A 17,405-nucleotide genomic window follows, 5' to 3' on the forward strand; every position below is an offset into this window, starting at 1 on the left:
GGTTAGCACCATTCAACGTCGGGTCGGATAACCTGTCAATGGGATTTTGGGGGTTAGATATGGAACTGGCTGCTGCGGATCGGGGTGACCAAGACCTGCTGCTGGATCTGCTCAACACCACGCCGCTTGTGGAGGGAGTGCCCATGGACGTGCTCGCCGATCCTGCGCAGGCGCCCACCTGGCTGCATGAGCACGGGGTGAGTGAGGTCGAGTTGGACGCTCTGGTGGCGGCCCGGGATCTCCTCCAGGCGGTGGTGCGCGGGACCGCGGCGGCGGACACGTTGGGCCCGCTGCTGCGGAAGGCGGCCCTGCGGGCAACCGCGACGACGGCCGGGCTGAGCTGGGACCTGGACGTCGAGGACGCCGAGCGGGGCGCGGTGCGGGTGGTGCTGGCCTGGGATGCGCTGCGGATCAACAGTCCCGGCCGGCTCCGGACCTGCGCGAACCATGAGTGTCGGCGGTTTCTCATCGATCGCAGCAAACCCAACACTGCCCGCTGGTGTTCGATGGCGACCTGTGGCAATCGGATGAAGGCCCGGCGGCATTACGAGCGCACGAAGACGACGCCGTGAGCCGGTCCCGGGCCCGGCGGCGGGTCAGTTGCCGGCGGCGAACACCTGGGTCGACCAGGTCTCACTGCGATAGGTCACCGTGCTGATCCCGGTCCGGGTCAGCTCCGGGCGCAGGATCGTGGCCCGGTGTGCCGGGGCGGCCAGCCACAACTGACACAGGGCCTGGCCCATCTCCGGCCGGGTGGCGCCCCAGCCGACGTTCTCGGCGACGGGGCCGCCGCCGGCCTGCTGCTGCACCGCAGGATTGTCGGCCAGATTGTCGGTCTGGGCCATGTGGACCGTCCACTGCAGGGCGACCCCCGCGAGGGTGGCGTCCCAGCGCAACGGGGTCAGGCCCGCGCGGACCCGTTCGTCGTCGACGCAGCTCTGGATCGAGGTCGTGTCGGCGGGGGCATCGGCGGCGGCACTGGCCTCACTGCCCGCGTCGGCGCGCCAGACGATCTGCCCGCCGGTGAAATTCTGCCGGTAGGTGTCCCCGAGCGCCTGCTCCGCCCCGGTGGGTACGCCCAGCCAGCCCGGCGCCGAACCCTCGCGGGCGTACCGTTCCCCGATCGCGCCCCAGACCGGGTAGGCACCCTGGCTGGTGTGGTAGACGATCTCCCCGTGCTCGAATCCCTGCGACCAGGTGTCGGTGCCGGTGCGCTGTTCGGGGGCCAGCGGGAGTCCCAGGCGGCCCTGCGCGCCGCCGAGTTCGGCGTACTTCTCGGCGATGGCGCCCTGGGTGGCCGGTGGCGCCGGCGGGTCGGTGATTGCGGGCGCGGCATGGGCGGGGGCGAGAGCCCCGCTGAGCAGCAGGCCGGTGGCCAGGGTGCCGAGCGCCACCCTGGCGGCCCGGTTCCGCGGTCGTCCGCGCTGCATCGGCATCGCTGCCCTCCTGTGCTTGTCCATCGCAGCGACCATAGGTCGGTCCGGGAACCGGAGAAACCCGGACCGGGGAAGGTAATCAAATCGTCATGTTCGGCTCGGACGGCGTCCGGCGGGCAGGATCGGGGATTCGCGGTGCCGGCGGCCTATTCTCATCCGGTGGCAGATCCTCAGCGCAGCGCTCCCGATCCGGACACAGGTACCCAGCGGCTGTGGCCGATCTTCGTCGGCGGCTTCCTGGGCCCCTTCGGCGGCCAAGTCGTCACCACCATGCTGCCGGAACTCGCGGCCGCCTTCGACTCCGACCTGGCCGGGGTCAGTGCGGCGCTCACGGCCTACATGGTTCCGTTCGCGCTGCTGATGATCGTCTCCGGCACGATCGCCGAGCGGATCGGGCGCCGGCGTACGGTGCGACTGGCCTACGGGCTGTACGCGGTGAGCACGCTGGGGTGCCTGCTGGCGCCGAACCTGGAGGTGTTCCTGGTCGCCCGGGCGCTGCAGGGGACCGCGAACGCGTTCATCACCCCGGTGCTCGCCGGGGCCATCACCGAGGCGGTCCCGCCGGCCAAACTGGGCCGGTCCATCGGTCTGCTCGGCTCGATCCAGGCCGCGGGACAGGCGCTGGCCCCGCTGGCCGGCGGGGCAGCTGCGGCGTGGCACTGGGAAAGCGCCTTCGTGGTGGTGATGATCTCGGCCATCGTGCTGTTCTTCGTTCCGCCGCCGGATTCGACCATGCCCGCGCCCGCCTCCTCGGCCGAGCGCTGGAAAGCGCTGCTGAACCGCCAACTGTTGCTGTCGGCGGTGCTGGCGATGCTGTCGTTCATCACCGGCATGGCCCTGATGCTGCTCACCGCGCTGTTCGCCCGCGACACGGTGGGGGTCAACGCGACCGTGGCGGGCCTGATGGTGGCCAGCTTCGGGATCGCCGGACTGCTCGGAGGCCGCGGCGCCGGATCCCTGTTGGACCGGTTCGGTCGACTGCAGATCGGGATCATCGGGTTCCTGCTGCTGGGCTGTGGGCCGATCATCGTCTCGCTCACCGCGGGCCTGTCGCCGGTGACCGGGGCGATCGTGGGTGCCTGCGGACTTGCGCTGTCGGGGGTCAGCAGCACCGCGGTGCGCGCCCTCACCCAGATGCTGGCCCTGACCAGTGCCCCGGCGAACCGGGCCGGGGCGAGTTCGATCTCCCAGGCGGCGCAGTTCGGTGGGTCGGCAATCGCGCCGTTCCTGTTCATGCCGATCTATGAGGCCGGCCACGGCGTACTCGCGCTGCAGCTGGCCGCGGTCCCGGCCGGGCTGGGCGCGCTGATCCTGATCGTGGTGCTCAGCGTCGGGCGACGTACGCGGTCCTGACGCCGGGCGTACGCGGGCCCGCGGCAACCCGGCGATGGGTTCTTCCGTTGCGGGCGTTCCCGCGATGGGTTCGTCAGCGGGGGCCGTTCCCGCGACCCCACCGGTCACCCGGCGTGGGCCGGGCGCGCCCGCGGTTGGTGCAGCAGGTGCGGGAGTCGGTAGGGGCTGCGGATTCCCCAGAAGGCACGCTCGGTCGGGCGGGCCGCTGGGGGTGGGCTGCGGGCGTACGCGGGGCCGCCGCTGCCGGACGTCTCAGGACCGGACGACTCAGGACCGGACGACTCAGGACCGGACGCACAGAACTGGCGTGCCGGGCGATGACCCAGCATCCCGACGGTCATCCAGCTTCCCCCCTTGGCGACCCGGCGTCAGGGCGCCCGGAAGCTGGGCGCCCTCGGGTGACGCTGGTTGACCGCCCCGACGCTGCTTGACGGTTCCGAACCGTGCCTGCCGATGCTGCCGCTGCGGGCGGGAGGGCAGAGATGAGGTGATATCGGATCCGGCGTCGGTGTCGTCATGGAGCGTCACTCAGGTGCATGCGGCTTCGGGGCGCCCGGAAGCTGGGTGCCCTCGGGTGACGCTGGTTGACCGCCCCGACGCTGATCCCGGACCGCGCCGACGCTGATCCCGGACCGCGCCGACGCTGATCCCGGACCGCGCCGACGCTGATCCCGGACCGCGCCGACGCTGATCCCGGTCCCAGCCCGGTGCGCCCGCTGCGAGGTCGTCCGGTTCCGCGGGCCGCACCGATCGCTTCCCCAGCGGCGCGTACGCTGAAGTCCCGGCCGGGATCGACCGACCCGACGCGGTCGCTGGGAAGCCCGGCGCCCCTGCGCGGACACCGCACTTTGACCCATGCGGCAGTTGCGGATATTCTTACTGACTGGGTTCGGCTTGCCCGAGCCCGGTTGCGTACCCTCGTCGCATCGGATCACGGCCCGCAGAAGCGGTAAGGCCTGATTCGGCACGAGCGCGTACGCGCAGCAGCTCCCCTTTCGGCTGCGGTATCGCACGGTTGGGAACTGCACAGTCGGACTCCGCGCCCCGGACGGGCACCGGAATCCGACGTCACGGACAGAAGCAACGATCTGTTTGCGGGCCCTCGACCATGGTGGGGCGAGCCCGAGGCGGATCACCCAGCACACCTGTGCCGAGTCCCGACGGCTCGCACGAACGAAGGAAAGAGATACCAGCCGGTGCCTACAATCCAGCAGTTGGTCCGCAAGGGCCGCACTGACAAGGTCAGCTCGAGCAACACCCCTGCCCTGAAGGGCTCCCCGCAGCGCCGTGGCGTCTGCACCCGCGTCTACACCACGACCCCGAAGAAGCCGAACTCGGCCCTGCGCAAGGTCGCCCGCGTGAAGCTGTCCTCCGGCATCGAGGTCACCGCGTACATCCCCGGTGAGGGCCACAACCTGCAGGAGCACTCGATGGTGCTCGTGCGCGGTGGCCGCGTGAAGGACCTTCCGGGTGTGCGTTACAAGATCATCCGCGGCTCGCTGGACACCCAGGGTGTCAAGAACCGCAAGCAGGCTCGCAGCCGCTACGGCGCGAAGAAGGAGAAGTAATGCCTCGCAAGGGTCCCGCCCCCAAGCGCCCGGTCCTGGTCGATCCGGTCTACGGCTCGCCGCTGGTTTCCCAGCTGGTCAGCAAGATCCTGCTCGACGGCAAGAAGACCGTGGCCCAGAACATCGTCTACAGCGCCCTCGAGGGCACCCGCGCCAAGACCGGCGTCGATCCGGTGCAGACCCTGAAGCGTGCGCTGGACAACATCAAGCCGCAGCTGGAGGTCAAGTCCCGTCGCGTCGGCGGTGCGACCTACCAGGTTCCGATCGAGGTGAAGCCGGCTCGCGCCACCACCTTGTCGATGCGCTGGCTGGTCACCTTCGCCCGGCAGCGCCGCGAGAAGACCATGGTCGAGCGTCTGATGAACGAGATCCTGGACGCCTCGAACGGCCTGGGTGCCGCGGTCAAGCGCCGCGAGGACACCCACAAGATGGCCGAGGCCAACCGCGCCTTCGCCCACTACCGCTGGTGATCTGACAAATCGGAGCCGGGGAGACTTTGCTCTCCCCGGCTCCGATCAGTAAAACTGGTACGTGTGTCGGTGCGACGGCAGCCTCTCGGCGAGGTCAACGCGACGGGCAACGAGGACCCGGTACCTGATCACCATCACAGACTGATCCACAACAAAGATAAGAGGGAACGCTTCCGTGGCTGTCGACATCGAGACTGACCTGGGCAAGGTCCGCAACATTGGCATCATGGCCCACATTGACGCGGGCAAGACCACTACCACCGAACGCATCCTGTTCTACACCGGCATCAACCACAAGATCGGCGACACCCACCAGGGCACCGCCACGATGGACTGGATGGAGCAGGAGCAGGAGCGTGGCATCACGATCACCTCGGCTGCCACCACCTGCCACTGGAAAGATCACCAGATCAACATCATCGACACCCCCGGGCACGTGGACTTCACCGTCGAGGTGGAGCGTTCGCTGCGCGTCCTGGACGGTGCGGTCGCGGTGTTCGACGGGGTCGCCGGCGTGGAGCCGCAGTCGATGACCGTGTGGCGGCAGGCCGACAAGTACGGCGTCCCCCGCATCTGCTTCGTGAACAAGATGGACCGCACCGGTGCCAGCTTCGACCACGTGGTCCAGACGATCATCGATCGGCTGAAGGCGCGCCCGCTGATCCTGCAGCTGCCGATCGGCGCCGAGTCCGACTTCATCGGCGTGGTCGACCTGGTCGGCATGCGTGCCCTGACCTGGCGCGGCGAAACCGTGATCGGTGAGGACTACGAGATCGAGGAGATCCCCGCCGAGCTGAAGGAAGCCGCCGAGGAGGGTCACCAGAACCTGCTCGAGGCGCTGGCCGACTTCGATGACGACCTCGCCGAGAAGTTCCTCGAGGGCGAAGAGATCACCGTCGATGAGATCCAGCACGGCATCCGCGCCGCGGTGCTCTCCTCGCAGGTGACCGCGGTGCTGATGGGGACCGCGTACAAGAACAAGGGTGTGCAGCCGCTGCTGGACGCCGTGCTCGCGTACCTGCCGGCCCCGACCGACATCGCCGCCATCGAGGGGCACGCCCCGGGCAAGGAGGACGAGGTCATCGAGCGCCACGCCTCCGACGACGAGCCGCTGGCCACCCTGGCGTTCAAGATCGCCGCCGACCCGCACCTGGGCAAGCTGACCTACATCCGCGTCTACTCCGGCGTGCTGCAGTCGGGCACTCAGGTCCTCAACGCCACCAAGGGCAAGAAGGAGCGGATCGGCAAGATCTACCAGATGCACGCGAACAAGCGTGAGGAGATCAACTCGATCGGCGCCGGCCAGATCTGCGCGGTGATGGGCCTCAAGGACACCTCCACCGGTGACACCCTGTGCGACCCGGCCAATCCGGTCGTGCTGGAGTCGATGGACTTCCCGGCCCCGGTGATCGAGCAGGCCATCGAGCCGAAGACCAAGTCCGACCAGGAGAAGCTGGGCACCGCCATCCAGCGCCTGGCCGAGGAGGACCCGACCTTCCGCGTCCACACCGACGAGGAGACCGGCCAGACCATCATCGCCGGCATGGGCGAGCTGCACCTGGACGTGCTGATCGACCGGATGAAGCGTGAGTTCAAGGTCGAGGCCAACATCGGTAAGCCGCAGGTCGCCTACCGCGAGACCCTGCGTCGTCCGGTGACCAAGGTCGAGTACACCCACAAGAAGCAGTCGGGTGGTTCGGGTCAGTACGCCAAGGTCATCATCGACCTGGAGCCGCAGGAGGCGGGCTCGGGCTACGAGTTCGTCAACGCCGTCACCGGTGGCCGCATCCCCAAGGAGTACATCCCCGCGGTGGATCAGGGCATCCAGGAGGCTATGGGCACCGGTGTGCTCGCCGGCTTCCCGGTCGAGGACATCAAGGTGACCCTGACCGACGGCGCCTACCACGACGTCGACTCCTCCGAACTGGCCTTCAAGATCGCCGGCCTGAACGTGTTCAAGGAGGCGGCCCGCAAGGCGGACCCGGCCATCCTCGAGCCGATGATGCGGGTGGAGGTCACCACCCCCGAGGATTACCTCGGCACCGTGATCGGTGACATCAACTCCCGTCGTGGCCAGATGCACGGCACCCGCACCGAGCACGGCAACCAGGTCGTCGAGGCGCTGGTCCCGCTGTCGGAGATGTTCGGCTACGTGGGTGACCTGCGGTCGAAGACCTCGGGCCAGGCGTCGTACTCGATGGAGTTCGATTCCTACGCCGAGACGCCGAAGAACGTCTCCGACGAGATCATCCAGAAGGCTCGCGGCGAGTGATTTTCGCTGCTGGCGTAGCGGAGTCGGCCCGTGCGGTTTGACTCCGCCACGCCAGTGCACAAAACTTGGTCGGGTCGCCCAATGGGCAGCCCGACCGTGTATCAGAACTGAATACTCTGTCAAGACGGGTAGTCCACAACGCTACACGTAGTCAACACAAAGATGCCTGGCAACCGGCCCGGCATCGATCCTAGAAGGAGCCCCAGTGGCAAAGGCCAAGTTCGAGCGGACCAAGCCGCACTGCAACATCGGCACCATCGGGCACATCGACCACGGCAAGACCACTTTGACCGCGGCGATCTCGAAGGTGCTCCACGACAAGTACCCCGACCTCAACGAGGCATCGCCGTTCGACACGATCGACAAGGCTCCCGAAGAGCGTCAGCGCGGTATCACGATCTCGATCGCTCACATTGAGTACCAGACCGAGAAGCGTCACTACGCGCACGTCGACTGCCCCGGTCACGCTGACTACGTGAAGAACATGATCACCGGCGCTGCCCAGATGGACGGCGCGATCCTCGTGGTCGCCGCCACCGACGGCCCGATGCCGCAGACCCGCGAGCACGTGCTGCTGGCCCGCCAGGTCGGTGTGCCCGCGATCGTCGTCGCGCTGAACAAGTGCGACATGGTCGACGACGAGGAGCTCATCGAGCTCGTCGAGATGGAGGTCCGCGAGCTGCTGGCCAGCCAGGAGTTCGACGAGGACGCCCCGGTCGTGCAGGTCTCGGCGTACCAGGCGCTGCAGGGCGACGAGAAGTGGGGCAAGAGCGTTCTTGACCTCATGGACGCCGTCGACGAGTACATCCCGCAGCCCGAGCGCGAGATCGACAAGCCCTTCCTGATGCCGGTGGAGGACGTCTTCACCATCACCGGTCGTGGCACCGTGGTGACCGGCCGCATCGAGCGCGGCATCGTCAACACCGGTGACACCGTTGACATCATCGGCATCCGGGACGAGAAGCAGACCACCACCATCACCGGTGTGGAGATGTTCCGCAAGATCCTCGACGAGGGCCAGGCGGGTGAGAACGTCGGCCTGCTGCTGCGTGGCACCAAGAAGGAAGACGTCCAGCGCGGCATGTGTGTCATCAAGCCGGGCTCGACCACCCCGCACACCGAGTTCGAGGCCCGCGTGTACGTGCTGAACAAGGATGAGGGTGGCCGTCACAAGCCGTTCTTCTCCCAGTACTCGCCGCAGTTCTACTTCCGTACCACCGACGTCACCGGCACCATCACCCTGCCGGAGGGCACCGAGATGGTCATGCCTGGTGACAACACCGACATGAGCGTCACCCTGATCCACCCGATCGCGATGGAGGAAGAGCTCAACTTCGCCATCCGTGAGGGCGGTCGCACCGTCGGCGCCGGTCGCGTCACCAAGATCGTCAAGTGAAGTCAGTCACTGACTCGACGATCGTGAAGTGAGTCCTCGACTCATCTGATCAACGAACAAGGCCCCGGACCTCTGGTCCGGGGCCTTGTGCGTATAGCTTGGTCACTCGCCGTCGGCCAGCACGCAGAACTCATTGCCCGACAGATCCTGCAGCACCACCCAGGGATGCCCGTACGCCCAGTCCGCGGTCACCGGCGCGGCACCCAGGTCCCGGGCCAACGCGACCAGGGCCGCCTGATCGGGTCCGCCGGGATCGGGCCGAATATCCAGATGGGTCCGGTTCTGGCGATCCTTGGGGCGGCGTTGCGGGGTGAACTCCAGCAACGGACCCACCCCGGCCGGATGCCGCAGGGTCGCCGGCGCCACCCCTTCGGCGGGAACCCACCCGGACAGTGCGGCATAGCCGGCCGCCTCCCGGTGCGGCTCCCCACACTCCAGCACCAGCGCCGCGATCGGCCCGGTGCTGCGGTACGCCGCCCGCTCCTCCATCACGCAGAACGGATGCCCGTCCGGATCGGCGAGCACCACCCACGGCACGTCGTGCTGGCCGATATCGAGGCGGCGGGCCCCCAGGCCGATCAGGCGCTCCACGATCTCGGCCTGCCGGGGTCCGCCGAGCAGATCCAGGTGCAGGCGCTGGTCCAGCGCCGGCGGGGTAGCGACCGGCTCGATGCACACATCGAGGAAGGCCCCGGCGCCGAGGGACAGTCGCCCGCGGAACCACGCCGGTTCGTCCGCGAGGACCGTCAACCCCAACGCCTCGGTCCAGAATCGGCCGAGGGTGTGCGGATCCCGGGCCTGCATCATCAGGTTCGCCAGACTCATGGGGAGAGCGTACGCAACCGGCCCGGCGAGCACTCAGAACAGCTGCGGTTTCACCGACTCCGGGGCGCGTTGAATCAGCTGGATCGCCCCGGGGGTCCGGGGATCGCGCTCGGCGACCCGGAGTTCGGTCCGGACGACTTCTCCGTCGACCTTGCTGGAGACGATCTCCACCCAGTCGTACTGCGGCCGCAACGAGTCGGCGAGGGCCTGAGGATCCCCCGGAGCGTGGATGCAGGACCAGACCTGACCATTGCCGGCGGCATCCACCGCAGCCCCCAGCGCATAGGTGCCCTGCGCGCTGACGACAATGTGGGCGGCGACCGGATTGTCGAGGCACTTGAGCACCGGCTTGAGGCGCTCGTCGCGGAGCACGGGGTCGGCCGCGCTGGGCCCGGAGGTCCCGCGCGTCCCCGGCTGCTCGGCGTAGATATTGCCGTCGGCCAGGCGATAGTTGGTCTTGCGGGCGGGAACCTGCTGTGCCTGGGGGTTGGTCCAGTCATCGCCGTTCTCGGTCCAGCCGGCCGCGGCCAGTTCGGTGCGGGCGTACGCGTGGTGGTCCTCGGCCCCGCCGGCCACCGTCACCCGGGTGGCGGAGGGATTGAACGCGATGAAGTAGAGGGTCCAGCCGAGGGTGTGTGGCGTGGGAATGGTCCGCGGTGCGCGGCTGGGGTCGAAGTCGAGATGGCTGAACGGGGCGCTCGTGGCGGCGAGGTCCCAGCGCTGGGTCGGGGAGAGGTCGGAGCCTCGCGTCCCGGCATAGTCCTCGGTGCCGTCCGACCCGATCGTGTCGCGGATTGTCCGGACGTCGTAAAAGGTGACTGAGAAGCGATCGGCGTTCGGGACGGCCTGCACGTGCGCCAGGCCCTGCTGCAATCGTGAATCGGTGGCGGAGTCGGGGAGCGAGATACCGGAGCAGGCCGTCAGGGCGAGCGCGAGGAAGGCCGCGGAAGCGATTCGGGGAAGTCGCATGGCCCGATCCTAGGCAGCCGAGGGACCACCCGGGTGCGGCCGGACCCACGAGCAGGGGCCCCGGATCCGACCTGCCTGTCGACAACGATGGATCCAGGGCCCCGGCGGCGCGGCGAGGCTACAGCGAGCGGAACGGCGGGCTGCGTACCTGCTGGGCATCCGCCGCGGAGATGAACTTCTCGGTATAGATGTCCTTCTCGAACAGCCGGCCCTGCATCAGCGCCGAGATCGACGCGTCGATCATCAACGGCGGCCCGCACAGGTACGCCTTGTGCCCCCGGAAGTCATTGGCCAGGGCCGCTTGCGCCGCCTCGTGCACATACCCGCGGAACCCGTCCCACTCGGAGTCCTCAGGCTCGTCCGACAGTGCCGGCACATACCGCAGATTCGGATATCGCTGCGCCAGCTCGAGAAACTCCTCGTGGTAGTACAGCTCCGCGCGGGTGCGCTGCCCGTACACGAGGATGATCGGCAGGTCGAAGCCGTCCTCCAGCAGGTCCAACAGCATCGCCTTCGGGCTGGCCAGCCCCGATCCGCCGGCGAAGAACAGGACCGGCACGTGCGCGGACTTCTTCACGAAGAACCGTCCGTACGGACCGCTGAAGTGCACCCGGTCCCCGACGGCCAACTGCTCGTGCAGGTACGCCGTCCCCTCGCCGCCGGGCACCCGGCGAACATTCAGCTCGAGCTCCCCCGAGGACGGCGGGGTGGCCAGCGAGAACGCCCGACTGCCGATCTCCGCGGAGACGGTCAGGTTGATGTACTGCCCGGCCTGATAGTCCACCGGCCGATCCGGCTTCAGCCAGATCCCCCGGATCGTCGGGGTCAGGTCCTCGATCCGGGTGACCTCGGCCGCGTAGTCCTGGATCGGCAGGTTCCGGGCGTCCGGATCCTCCTCGATCTCGGCCTCCACGACCAGGTCGCTCTCGGCGGTGGCGCAGCAGGCCAGGGTCTTCTGCTCCTCCCGCTCGAAGTCCATCAGGGCAAACGTCGATGCCTCCCCGTGGTCCACCTCCCCGTCCAGCACCTGGATCTTGCAGGTGCCGCACAGGCCGTGTACGCAGGCATGCGGGAGGTAGATCCCCGCCCGCAGCGCCGCGTCGAGGATGGTCTGCTCCTCCTCGAGGTCGATCGTCTGACCCAACGGTTCGATGGTCAGTTCGTAGCTCATGACGGGAGGCTTCCTCCGCACAGGGTGTTCAGGCCGGGGGTGTGCATCGTGATCAGATCCTTGTGCCCGATCCCGTTGTCGGCCAGTGACTTGGCGAAGTCCGGGGTGAAGGATTCGCCGCGTACCTTCCACTCCACCTTGTCCCACTCCACCGCCGCCGCGTCCGGGTCGGCGGCGATCAGCGCGGTGATCGGCCCGCCGATGTAATCCCCGAAGGTCAGCTCGGGTTCCACCCAGGTCATGAACGCCGCGGCGAACAGCAGGTGCTGGTGCCAGTTCAGGTAGACGATCTGCTTGCCGTGGAACTTGTCCACCGAGTCGCGCGGGACGCCCACGTACTCCTTGGTCGCCTTGACGCTCATGCCGGGTTCTCCTGGTTCGTGGTGTTGGTGGTGCTCAGGCCGCGCCATGCGCTGAAGTTCCGCTCATCGGCCGAGCCGTGGAAGTTGAGATTGTCCTGTTCGTTGATCAGGCCGGCCCAGTCCATCCAGGCGGGCACGTTGCCCTCGAGCTCGGAGAACAGCGCCTGCATCGGCATCCAGGCCTGGATGTACTTCTCCGGTTCGTTGTCGAAGATCTGCTGGCAGCCGTCGGAGCAGAAGTGGTAACGCTCGCCCTGGTACGCGGTTTCGCGCTGCCACAGCGTGCTCGGATCGTCGGGTTCGGTGAACACGCACGGCAACTGGCAGACCTGGCACAGCTTGGCCAGACCGAAGTTGTGGAACTGCGGACCCTGCTCCTCGATGCTGCGCATGTGCTCCCAGCGCGGCCGGTAGTACCGGTCGAAGGTGTCGGGATACTTCGCCGACAGCCAGGTCATCTCCTCCTCCGAGGGGATCCAGGTGTGGAAGGCGGTGCCGAAGTTCCAGTGGTGCAGGGCGAGCATGAACTGGTGCGACATGTGGTCGATCGAGGCCTCGGCGTCGTCCCAGCCCGACGGCTTGCGGATCCCGTAGCGGGCCAGGTCACGGAACAGCGCTCCGCCGTTCTCCTGCCCGTAGATGTTCCAGGCTTCGCGCCAGGACATCACCCGCTTGGGGAGCATGTAGTCCATCATCGCCGAGACCAGGCCGAGCACCCGGAACCCGCGCCAGAACCACTTGTCGATCCAGCCCTGGACGATCGGCAGGTTGTCCGGATCCTGCTCCAGCAGGAACTTGATCACTTCCAGGCCGAGGGTCATGTGCCGGGCCTCGTCGGACTGGGCGGAGAACCCGAAGGTGACCGTCGACATGTCCCCGTTGTACGCCGCCCCGGACATGAACGGCACGAACAACAGGTTCGTCAGCACGTATTCGAAGGAGAACCCGATCGCCAGCATGAACTCGAACGGGCCGGCGGTCATTGCGTCGTCGAAGAACGAGCGCGGCACGGTGTTGTACCACATCCGATCCCGCAGCCTGGCGAACGCGTGGAAGCCGTCGTAGAACTTGTTGTAGTTCGACAGGGCGTGGATCTGGGTCTGGGCATGCCGGACCTCGTCGAGGGCCTGCATCTGGCAGGCCACCTGGGTCCCGACCCCGGCGAATTCCCGACCCGCCCGGGCGAAGCCGCGGTGCGCGGCGTACTCACCGGGGCTGATCGCCTGCAGGAACAGCTTGAGCGCCGACAGGTAGCGGGCATCGGTGATGTTCAGATGGCCGTTGTTCTGGGCGTGGGCGTCCACGATGGCGTAGAACTTGCGTTCCTTCTCCGCCTGGTATTTCCAGTAGGCGTCCATGGTGAGCCGGAAGGGATCCTCCCAGGCACTCCAGTCGTGGATCTTGATCCCCTCGTAGGTGAGGTAGGGGAACAGTTCCTCCGGCGTCCGGTAGGTCGGTTCCCAGCCCAGGTCGCGGGTCATCGCGGCGTACCGCTCCTTGAGCCCGAGCTTCTTCTTGCTTGCGGTCTTGTCGGTGGTGAGCGTCATGGCTTCCTCACTCGTTCCAGGTCAGGGTCAGGGCGTCGTCGTCCTCGTCGAGGTTTCCCGACAAGGTGATGAGGTTGACCTGCAACTCCTGCAGGTCGTAGGGGCGGCCGATCAGTTCCTCGATGGTTTCCCGGTTGATCACCAGGTGCCCGGGGGCATTGACCTTGACCATCGCCGGCTCGTGGACCACCTCGGCGGCGGCATTGTCCACTTCGATCGCCTCGATGATCGGGCGGGTTTCCTCGTTCGCCTGGAAGGCGATGAATACCGTTGACATGGTCAGTGCTCCTTCGCGGCGAGGCCGGTCTTGCCCAGGCGTACGCCCAACTGCTCGCGGGCCCGGTCGAGAGCGGCATCGGTGTCCTCGCCCAGGGCGGGCCGCACCAGATCGGCGACCGCCGCCGCGGCGCGCGGGGTCCAGTGGGCGACCCACTCCTGCAGCACCTGCTTGTTCTCCGGGGATTCGGCGGCAGCGGTCTTGATCACCGAGTCGATCCACTTGGAGGTCTCGGCGAACCACTGGCTCTGGAACTGGGTCAGCAGGGCCACCGAGGACGCGCCCCGACGGGACCACACCTCATCGACCAACTGTCCGTACACCACCGGGTAGAGCAGGCCGTCGAGGACGAGATTCTGCGCCACGAACAACTCGAACGGATCCCGCACGCACATCAGATCCTCGATCAGCCGGCGCAGCGTCTGGAAGGACGGCGCCTCGGTCCAGGCCCGCTTGGCCCGGGCCAGGGCGTCGGTGCCGTCCAGCAGCAGCCCGAGCCGGGTCAGGTACTGGGCGATCGCGAGATTGTCCATCGCGTGGTACATGCACGGTTGGGTGAAAATGGCGCCGTAGCCGTACCCGCAGACGAAGGTGTTGTTCTGGTTCGCGCCCCAGGCGGCGTGCCGCAGCGGTACCAACACGTCCTGGATGGCATCGCGCAGCGGCTGGTCCAACTGCTCCAGCAGACCGTGCGATTCCGCGAAGCCGAAGTTCATCTCGGCGGCATCCTGCTGCCGGGCCCGGGTCAGGGTGTAGGAGCTGTAGTAGAACTGGCGCGGATCCTTCAACACGTACCAGTCGGCCATCCGGATCCGGGACAGGGTCGGGTCGTACAACTCGTGGTCCGGGTCCCAGGTGGGCCGATAGTGCAGGTTCTCCTGCGCCTGAATGTCGTAGCTGCCCTCCTGGTACCGGGAGGCGGGCTTGTCGCCGAAACGCTCGATCAGGTGATCGAATGCTTTGCGGCGCGGTTCGATGGTGACCGTACGAAGGTCGATCTGCATCGGTCAGCTCCTTTGCTGGGGTTCGGTGGCGGGGGTCGGGGATCCGGGGACGACGTCGGCCAGGCGCCAGTGCAGGTCGTCGGGGTTGCCGTCGTCGGCGGTGTGCGGAGGCTCGGCGGTCAGCAGTTCGGCGTGGTTGTGCGCGCAGAACTCCTCGAAAGCCGGTCGGGAGAGCAGCAGTTCGACGAACAGTTCGGGCTCGCCGATGGCGAAGTCGAATTCGACGAATCCGTCCGAGCGTTCGCCGGTGATCCGGACGAATCGGCGCTCGGTGTTGAACTCCGCATTGAGTTCGGTGGGTGCCATGGCCATCACTTCCTTGGTCTGGTGCCTCGAAAGTAGGTCGGCGGTGTCGGGTCGAGCGGCTGCTGGCGTGATGGCCGAATCGGGTGGGTCGGTTCGGCGGGTCTGTTCACGACTGCCGAATCCGTGCGGGAGAGGGCCGCTCGGAGGCGTCACCCAGCGTCCGGGGCGTAACCCAGCGTCACTGTCGGCAACCCAACTTCGGGGCGCACTGAAGCTGGCTTACCCGCGGTGACGCTGCCTGCTCGGGCTACTCGTGCCAGGTCAGGGTGAGGACGTCGTCGTCCTCGGCGAGATTTCCCGACAGGGTAATGAGGTTGAGCTGCAGTTCCTGCAGGTCGTACGGGCGGCCGATCAGGATCTCGATCGTGTCCCGGTTGATGACCAGGTGGCCCGGGGCAGTGACCCGCACCATTCCGTGTTCGTAGACCACCTTTGCGGCCTCGTTGTCGGCTTTGATCGCCGCGATGATGGGGATTGTCTCTTCGTTGGTCTGGAAGGCGATGAGGACCGTTGACATCTCAGCTCTCCCTGCTGGTCATGGTCACGGATTGTTCAGGTACGGGGCCGAGCCGGCCTTCCGGCGACGACCATCGATCGCCGCGGTGGTCCACTTCCTGATTCCAGCCAATCACCGGCCACGGAATGGGGCAACGACGCTTTCGAGGGGACATCGGGGCGGGACTGGCCCAGGGCGCCCCGCAGTGATCTCCGCGAAGGTCGCACCCGGCGTCGCTGCGGGAATCCAGCGTCACTGCGGGCAGCCCAGCTTCGGGGCGCCGTGAAGCCGGGTGACCTCGAGTGACGCTGCATGGGCCCGGTGGCCGCTGTCTCCCCGGAATGACGCTGGATGGGCTGAGTGCCGGACTCACGCCGGGGGAGGGTTCGCGGTGCTCCCAGCAGGTCCGTTCGCGGTGCTCCCGGCAGGTCCGCGGGCAGTGGTCGGGTCCGCGGGCAGCCGTCGGGTCCGCTGGGCCTGCAGCGGCCGCGGGACATATCTGGACCCGCGGAGCCGCCCGGGGCACCGCAGGGCACCCCAGGGGACCGCGGAGCCGCCCGGGGCACCGCGGGCCGGCACGGGTCGTTGGTTGGTGTCGCTCATGGCCTGGTTCGAGCGTCATTCAGGGCAAGAAGCGTCACTGCGGGCAGCCCAGCTTCGGGGCGCCGTGAAGCCGGGTGACCTCGAGTGAGGCTGCATCGGCCCGGTGGCCGCTGTCTGCCCGGAGTGACGCTGGATGCCCGACTCCGGACTCCCGCGGGCCTTGATCGGGTTACGTCGCACGGGGGCTTCCGGGCTTGATGACCGTGTCGATGCACTCAACTTCCGAGCGCTTCAGTCGCACCGCGTGTCGGCACCGGTCCGCAACGTTGAGTGCATCGAAACGGTCACCCGGGCCGCGGCACCCCCGCCGGGATCACCGACCCTCGTCGCCACCCGGGCCCGGCGGGAAGTGCGGCAGCAGGTATTCGGCGAACTCCTCGATCACCTCGGCCACCGGGCGCCGGCTCTGCTTGAAGTTGATCATCAACTGGTCGACGCCGATGGCCTGCCAGGCCTGCAGGAACTCCAACAGCGGTTCCCGACCCAGGCGCAGGCCCTGATGCAGCGGCTGCGGAGCCGCGGTCGGATCCTCGGTCAGGTCGATATACATCGACTGCGCGAACGGCTTGAACCCGCCGTCGTCCCGACCGGTCAACCGCCGCCAACGCTGAATGTTCAGCTGCTGCTGCTCGAAGGGCAGCAGGTAGAACTGCCAGCCGTCGGTGTGCGCGGCGATCCAGTCGAGGTCCTGGCCACCACGCCCGGTCATGAAGATCGGCAGCCGGCCGCGTACGGGCCGGGGGATCAGGTCGGCGGTTCCGTTCAGGTGCCCCAGGAAGGAGTCGATTTTCGGGAAGCTCTCCTCGGTCAGCCGACGGACGAACTGCAGCGACTCCCGGAACCGTTCGGAGCGGGTGGCATGCGCGATGCCGAACGCCGGGAACTCCACCGGACGATCCCCGGCCGCGGCGCCGAGCAGGAACCGCCCGCCGGACAGCTGATCAATGCTGGCGGCGGCCTTCGCCGTGTGGATCGGGTGACGCAACGGCAGCACAATGCTGGCCGTGCCTAGTGCGATCCGGTTCGTTCGGGCCGCGAGGTAGCCCAGGTAGGTCCAGGTGTCGAATATCTGGCCGGTGTCCCCGAAGGACGGATCCAGCAACGGCACATCCCGGACCCAGACCGTCGAGAAGCCCGCCGCCTCGGCCCGGTCGATGAGTTCGGCGTGCCGGTTCATCGTCGGAATCGCACCGGTGAACCCCTCCAGCGGGGTGATCACGCCGATGGTCATCGCGCCGGGGCGGAAGGCGTGCCGCATCCCCGGGTGCGCGGTCAACGGATCACTCGAAGAGTCCATACCATCTGTCATGTTCTGGGTCATGGGTCGATGATAGACATTCACGCCGACGC

Annotated in this window: 17 protein-coding genes; 6 read left to right on the top strand and 11 right to left on the bottom strand. The window is 67.5% G+C overall.

Going from position 1 to position 17,405, the window contains the following annotated elements; genetic code table 11:
* The first annotated feature begins 59 nt into the window (after window positions 1-59).
* A complete protein-coding gene (locus tag G531_RS0117345; RefSeq protein WP_026928180.1) occupies window positions 60-572 on the top strand; it encodes a CGNR zinc finger domain-containing protein in 513 nt (170 codons plus the stop codon).
* A gap of 24 nt (window positions 573-596) precedes the next feature.
* Here G531_RS0117345 and G531_RS24910 read toward each other — a convergent pair whose 3' ends face one another.
* On the bottom strand, window positions 597-1,436 hold the full coding sequence (locus tag G531_RS24910; protein ID WP_051215666.1) for a CAP domain-containing protein: 840 nt from the start codon (window positions 1,434-1,436) through the stop codon (window positions 597-599).
* Between the two features lie 159 nt (window positions 1,437-1,595).
* Between G531_RS24910 and G531_RS0117355 the strand changes: the two genes are divergently transcribed.
* The 5 genes from G531_RS0117355 (at window position 1,596) to tuf (ending at window position 8,495) form a co-directional block, all read left to right on the top strand.
* Window positions 1,596-2,789 carry an MFS transporter gene (locus tag G531_RS0117355; RefSeq protein ID WP_162143193.1) on the top strand — a complete coding sequence of 398 codons (1,194 nt, stop codon included), beginning with the start codon at window positions 1,596-1,598 and terminating at the stop codon, window positions 2,787-2,789.
* Between the two features lie 1,196 nt (window positions 2,790-3,985).
* The gene (gene rpsL, locus G531_RS0117360) at window positions 3,986-4,357 is read left to right on the top strand and encodes a 30S ribosomal protein S12 (RefSeq protein ID WP_026928182.1); all 372 of its coding nucleotides are present in this window, start codon (window positions 3,986-3,988) and stop codon (window positions 4,355-4,357) included.
* Complete coding sequence (rpsG, locus tag G531_RS0117365) at window positions 4,357-4,827, top strand: 30S ribosomal protein S7 (RefSeq protein WP_026928183.1); 471 nt, start codon at window positions 4,357-4,359, stop codon at window positions 4,825-4,827. Before rpsL ends, rpsG begins: the two co-directional genes overlap by 1 nt.
* Window positions 4,828-5,053: 226 nt before the next feature.
* On the top strand, window positions 5,054-7,099 hold the full coding sequence (fusA, locus tag G531_RS0117375; RefSeq protein WP_051215699.1) for an elongation factor G: 2,046 nt from the start codon (window positions 5,054-5,056) through the stop codon (window positions 7,097-7,099).
* Window positions 7,100-7,304: 205 nt separating this feature from the next.
* A complete protein-coding gene (gene tuf, locus G531_RS0117380) occupies window positions 7,305-8,495 on the top strand; it encodes an elongation factor Tu (RefSeq protein WP_026928185.1) in 1,191 nt (396 codons plus the stop codon).
* 102 nt (window positions 8,496-8,597) lie between these two features.
* Here tuf and G531_RS0117385 read toward each other — a convergent pair whose 3' ends face one another.
* The 10 genes from G531_RS0117385 to G531_RS0117430 form a co-directional block, all read right to left on the bottom strand.
* On the bottom strand, window positions 8,598-9,320 hold the full coding sequence (locus tag G531_RS0117385) for a VOC family protein (protein ID WP_026928186.1): 723 nt from the start codon (window positions 9,318-9,320) through the stop codon (window positions 8,598-8,600).
* 33 nt (window positions 9,321-9,353) lie between these two features.
* Window positions 9,354-10,289 carry a hypothetical protein gene (locus G531_RS0117390; protein WP_026928187.1) on the bottom strand — a complete coding sequence of 312 codons (936 nt, stop codon included), beginning with the start codon at window positions 10,287-10,289 and terminating at the stop codon, window positions 9,354-9,356.
* Between the two features lie 118 nt (window positions 10,290-10,407).
* Window positions 10,408-11,460, bottom strand: a complete 1,053-nt coding sequence (locus G531_RS0117395; protein ID WP_026928188.1) for an NADH:ubiquinone reductase (Na(+)-transporting) subunit F — start codon at window positions 11,458-11,460, stop codon at window positions 10,408-10,410.
* Window positions 11,457-11,822 (bottom strand): phenol hydroxylase subunit P4, encoded by a 366-nt coding sequence (locus G531_RS0117400; protein WP_026928189.1) that lies wholly within the window; start codon window positions 11,820-11,822, stop codon window positions 11,457-11,459. Before G531_RS0117400 ends, G531_RS0117395 begins: the two co-directional genes overlap by 4 nt.
* The gene (locus G531_RS0117405) at window positions 11,819-13,369 is read right to left on the bottom strand and encodes a YHS domain-containing protein (RefSeq protein WP_026928190.1); all 1,551 of its coding nucleotides are present in this window, start codon (window positions 13,367-13,369) and stop codon (window positions 11,819-11,821) included. Before G531_RS0117405 ends, G531_RS0117400 begins: the two co-directional genes overlap by 4 nt.
* A gap of 7 nt (window positions 13,370-13,376) precedes the next feature.
* Window positions 13,377-13,646, bottom strand: coding sequence for an MmoB/DmpM family protein (locus tag G531_RS0117410; protein ID WP_026928191.1), 270 nt, complete (start codon window positions 13,644-13,646; stop codon window positions 13,377-13,379).
* A gap of 2 nt (window positions 13,647-13,648) precedes the next feature.
* Complete coding sequence (locus G531_RS0117415; protein WP_026928192.1) at window positions 13,649-14,650, bottom strand: aromatic/alkene monooxygenase hydroxylase subunit beta; 1,002 nt, start codon at window positions 14,648-14,650, stop codon at window positions 13,649-13,651.
* A gap of 3 nt (window positions 14,651-14,653) precedes the next feature.
* The gene (locus G531_RS0117420; protein WP_026928193.1) at window positions 14,654-14,956 is read right to left on the bottom strand and encodes a phenol hydroxylase subunit; all 303 of its coding nucleotides are present in this window, start codon (window positions 14,954-14,956) and stop codon (window positions 14,654-14,656) included.
* A 247-nt stretch (window positions 14,957-15,203) separates the two neighbouring features.
* Window positions 15,204-15,473, bottom strand: coding sequence for an MmoB/DmpM family protein (locus G531_RS0117425; protein ID WP_026928194.1), 270 nt, complete (start codon window positions 15,471-15,473; stop codon window positions 15,204-15,206).
* Window positions 15,474-16,368: 895 nt separating this feature from the next.
* Window positions 16,369-17,352 (bottom strand): LLM class oxidoreductase, encoded by a 984-nt coding sequence (locus G531_RS0117430; RefSeq protein ID WP_026928195.1) that lies wholly within the window; start codon window positions 17,350-17,352, stop codon window positions 16,369-16,371.
* Window positions 17,353-17,405: the final 53 nt, after the last annotated feature.

The organism is Granulicoccus phenolivorans DSM 17626 = NBRC 107789 = JCM 15570, from assembly GCF_000423085.1.
Lineage (GTDB): Bacteria > Actinomycetota > Actinomycetes > Propionibacteriales > Propionibacteriaceae > Granulicoccus > Granulicoccus phenolivorans.

What these genes read in the sequence shown, in the direction of transcription:
- G531_RS0117345 (WP_026928180.1), top strand. Translation starts at nt 60, where the DNA reads ATGGAACTGGCTGCTGCGGATCGGGGTGACCAAGACCTGCTGCTGGAT.
- G531_RS24910 (WP_051215666.1), bottom strand. Translation starts at nt 1,436, where the DNA reads ATGCCGATGCAGCGCGGACGACCGCGGAACCGGGCCGCCAGGGTGGCG.
- rpsG (WP_026928183.1), top strand. Translation starts at nt 4,357, where the DNA reads ATGCCTCGCAAGGGTCCCGCCCCCAAGCGCCCGGTCCTGGTCGATCCG.
- fusA (WP_051215699.1), top strand. Translation starts at nt 5,054, where the DNA reads ATGGCCCACATTGACGCGGGCAAGACCACTACCACCGAACGCATCCTG.
- G531_RS0117385 (WP_026928186.1), bottom strand. Translation starts at nt 9,320, where the DNA reads ATGAGTCTGGCGAACCTGATGATGCAGGCCCGGGATCCGCACACCCTC.
- G531_RS0117390 (WP_026928187.1), bottom strand. Translation starts at nt 10,289, where the DNA reads ATGCGACTTCCCCGAATCGCTTCCGCGGCCTTCCTCGCGCTCGCCCTG.
- G531_RS0117395 (WP_026928188.1), bottom strand. Translation starts at nt 11,460, where the DNA reads ATGAGCTACGAACTGACCATCGAACCGTTGGGTCAGACGATCGACCTC.
- G531_RS0117400 (WP_026928189.1), bottom strand. Translation starts at nt 11,822, where the DNA reads ATGAGCGTCAAGGCGACCAAGGAGTACGTGGGCGTCCCGCGCGACTCG.
- G531_RS0117405 (WP_026928190.1), bottom strand. Translation starts at nt 13,369, where the DNA reads ATGACGCTCACCACCGACAAGACCGCAAGCAAGAAGAAGCTCGGGCTC.
- G531_RS0117410 (WP_026928191.1), bottom strand. Translation starts at nt 13,646, where the DNA reads ATGTCAACGGTATTCATCGCCTTCCAGGCGAACGAGGAAACCCGCCCG.
- G531_RS0117415 (WP_026928192.1), bottom strand. Translation starts at nt 14,650, where the DNA reads ATGCAGATCGACCTTCGTACGGTCACCATCGAACCGCGCCGCAAAGCA.
- G531_RS0117420 (WP_026928193.1), bottom strand. Translation starts at nt 14,956, where the DNA reads ATGGCACCCACCGAACTCAATGCGGAGTTCAACACCGAGCGCCGATTC.
- G531_RS0117425 (WP_026928194.1), bottom strand. Translation starts at nt 15,473, where the DNA reads ATGTCAACGGTCCTCATCGCCTTCCAGACCAACGAAGAGACAATCCCC.
- G531_RS0117430 (WP_026928195.1), bottom strand. Translation starts at nt 17,352, where the DNA reads ATGGACTCTTCGAGTGATCCGTTGACCGCGCACCCGGGGATGCGGCAC.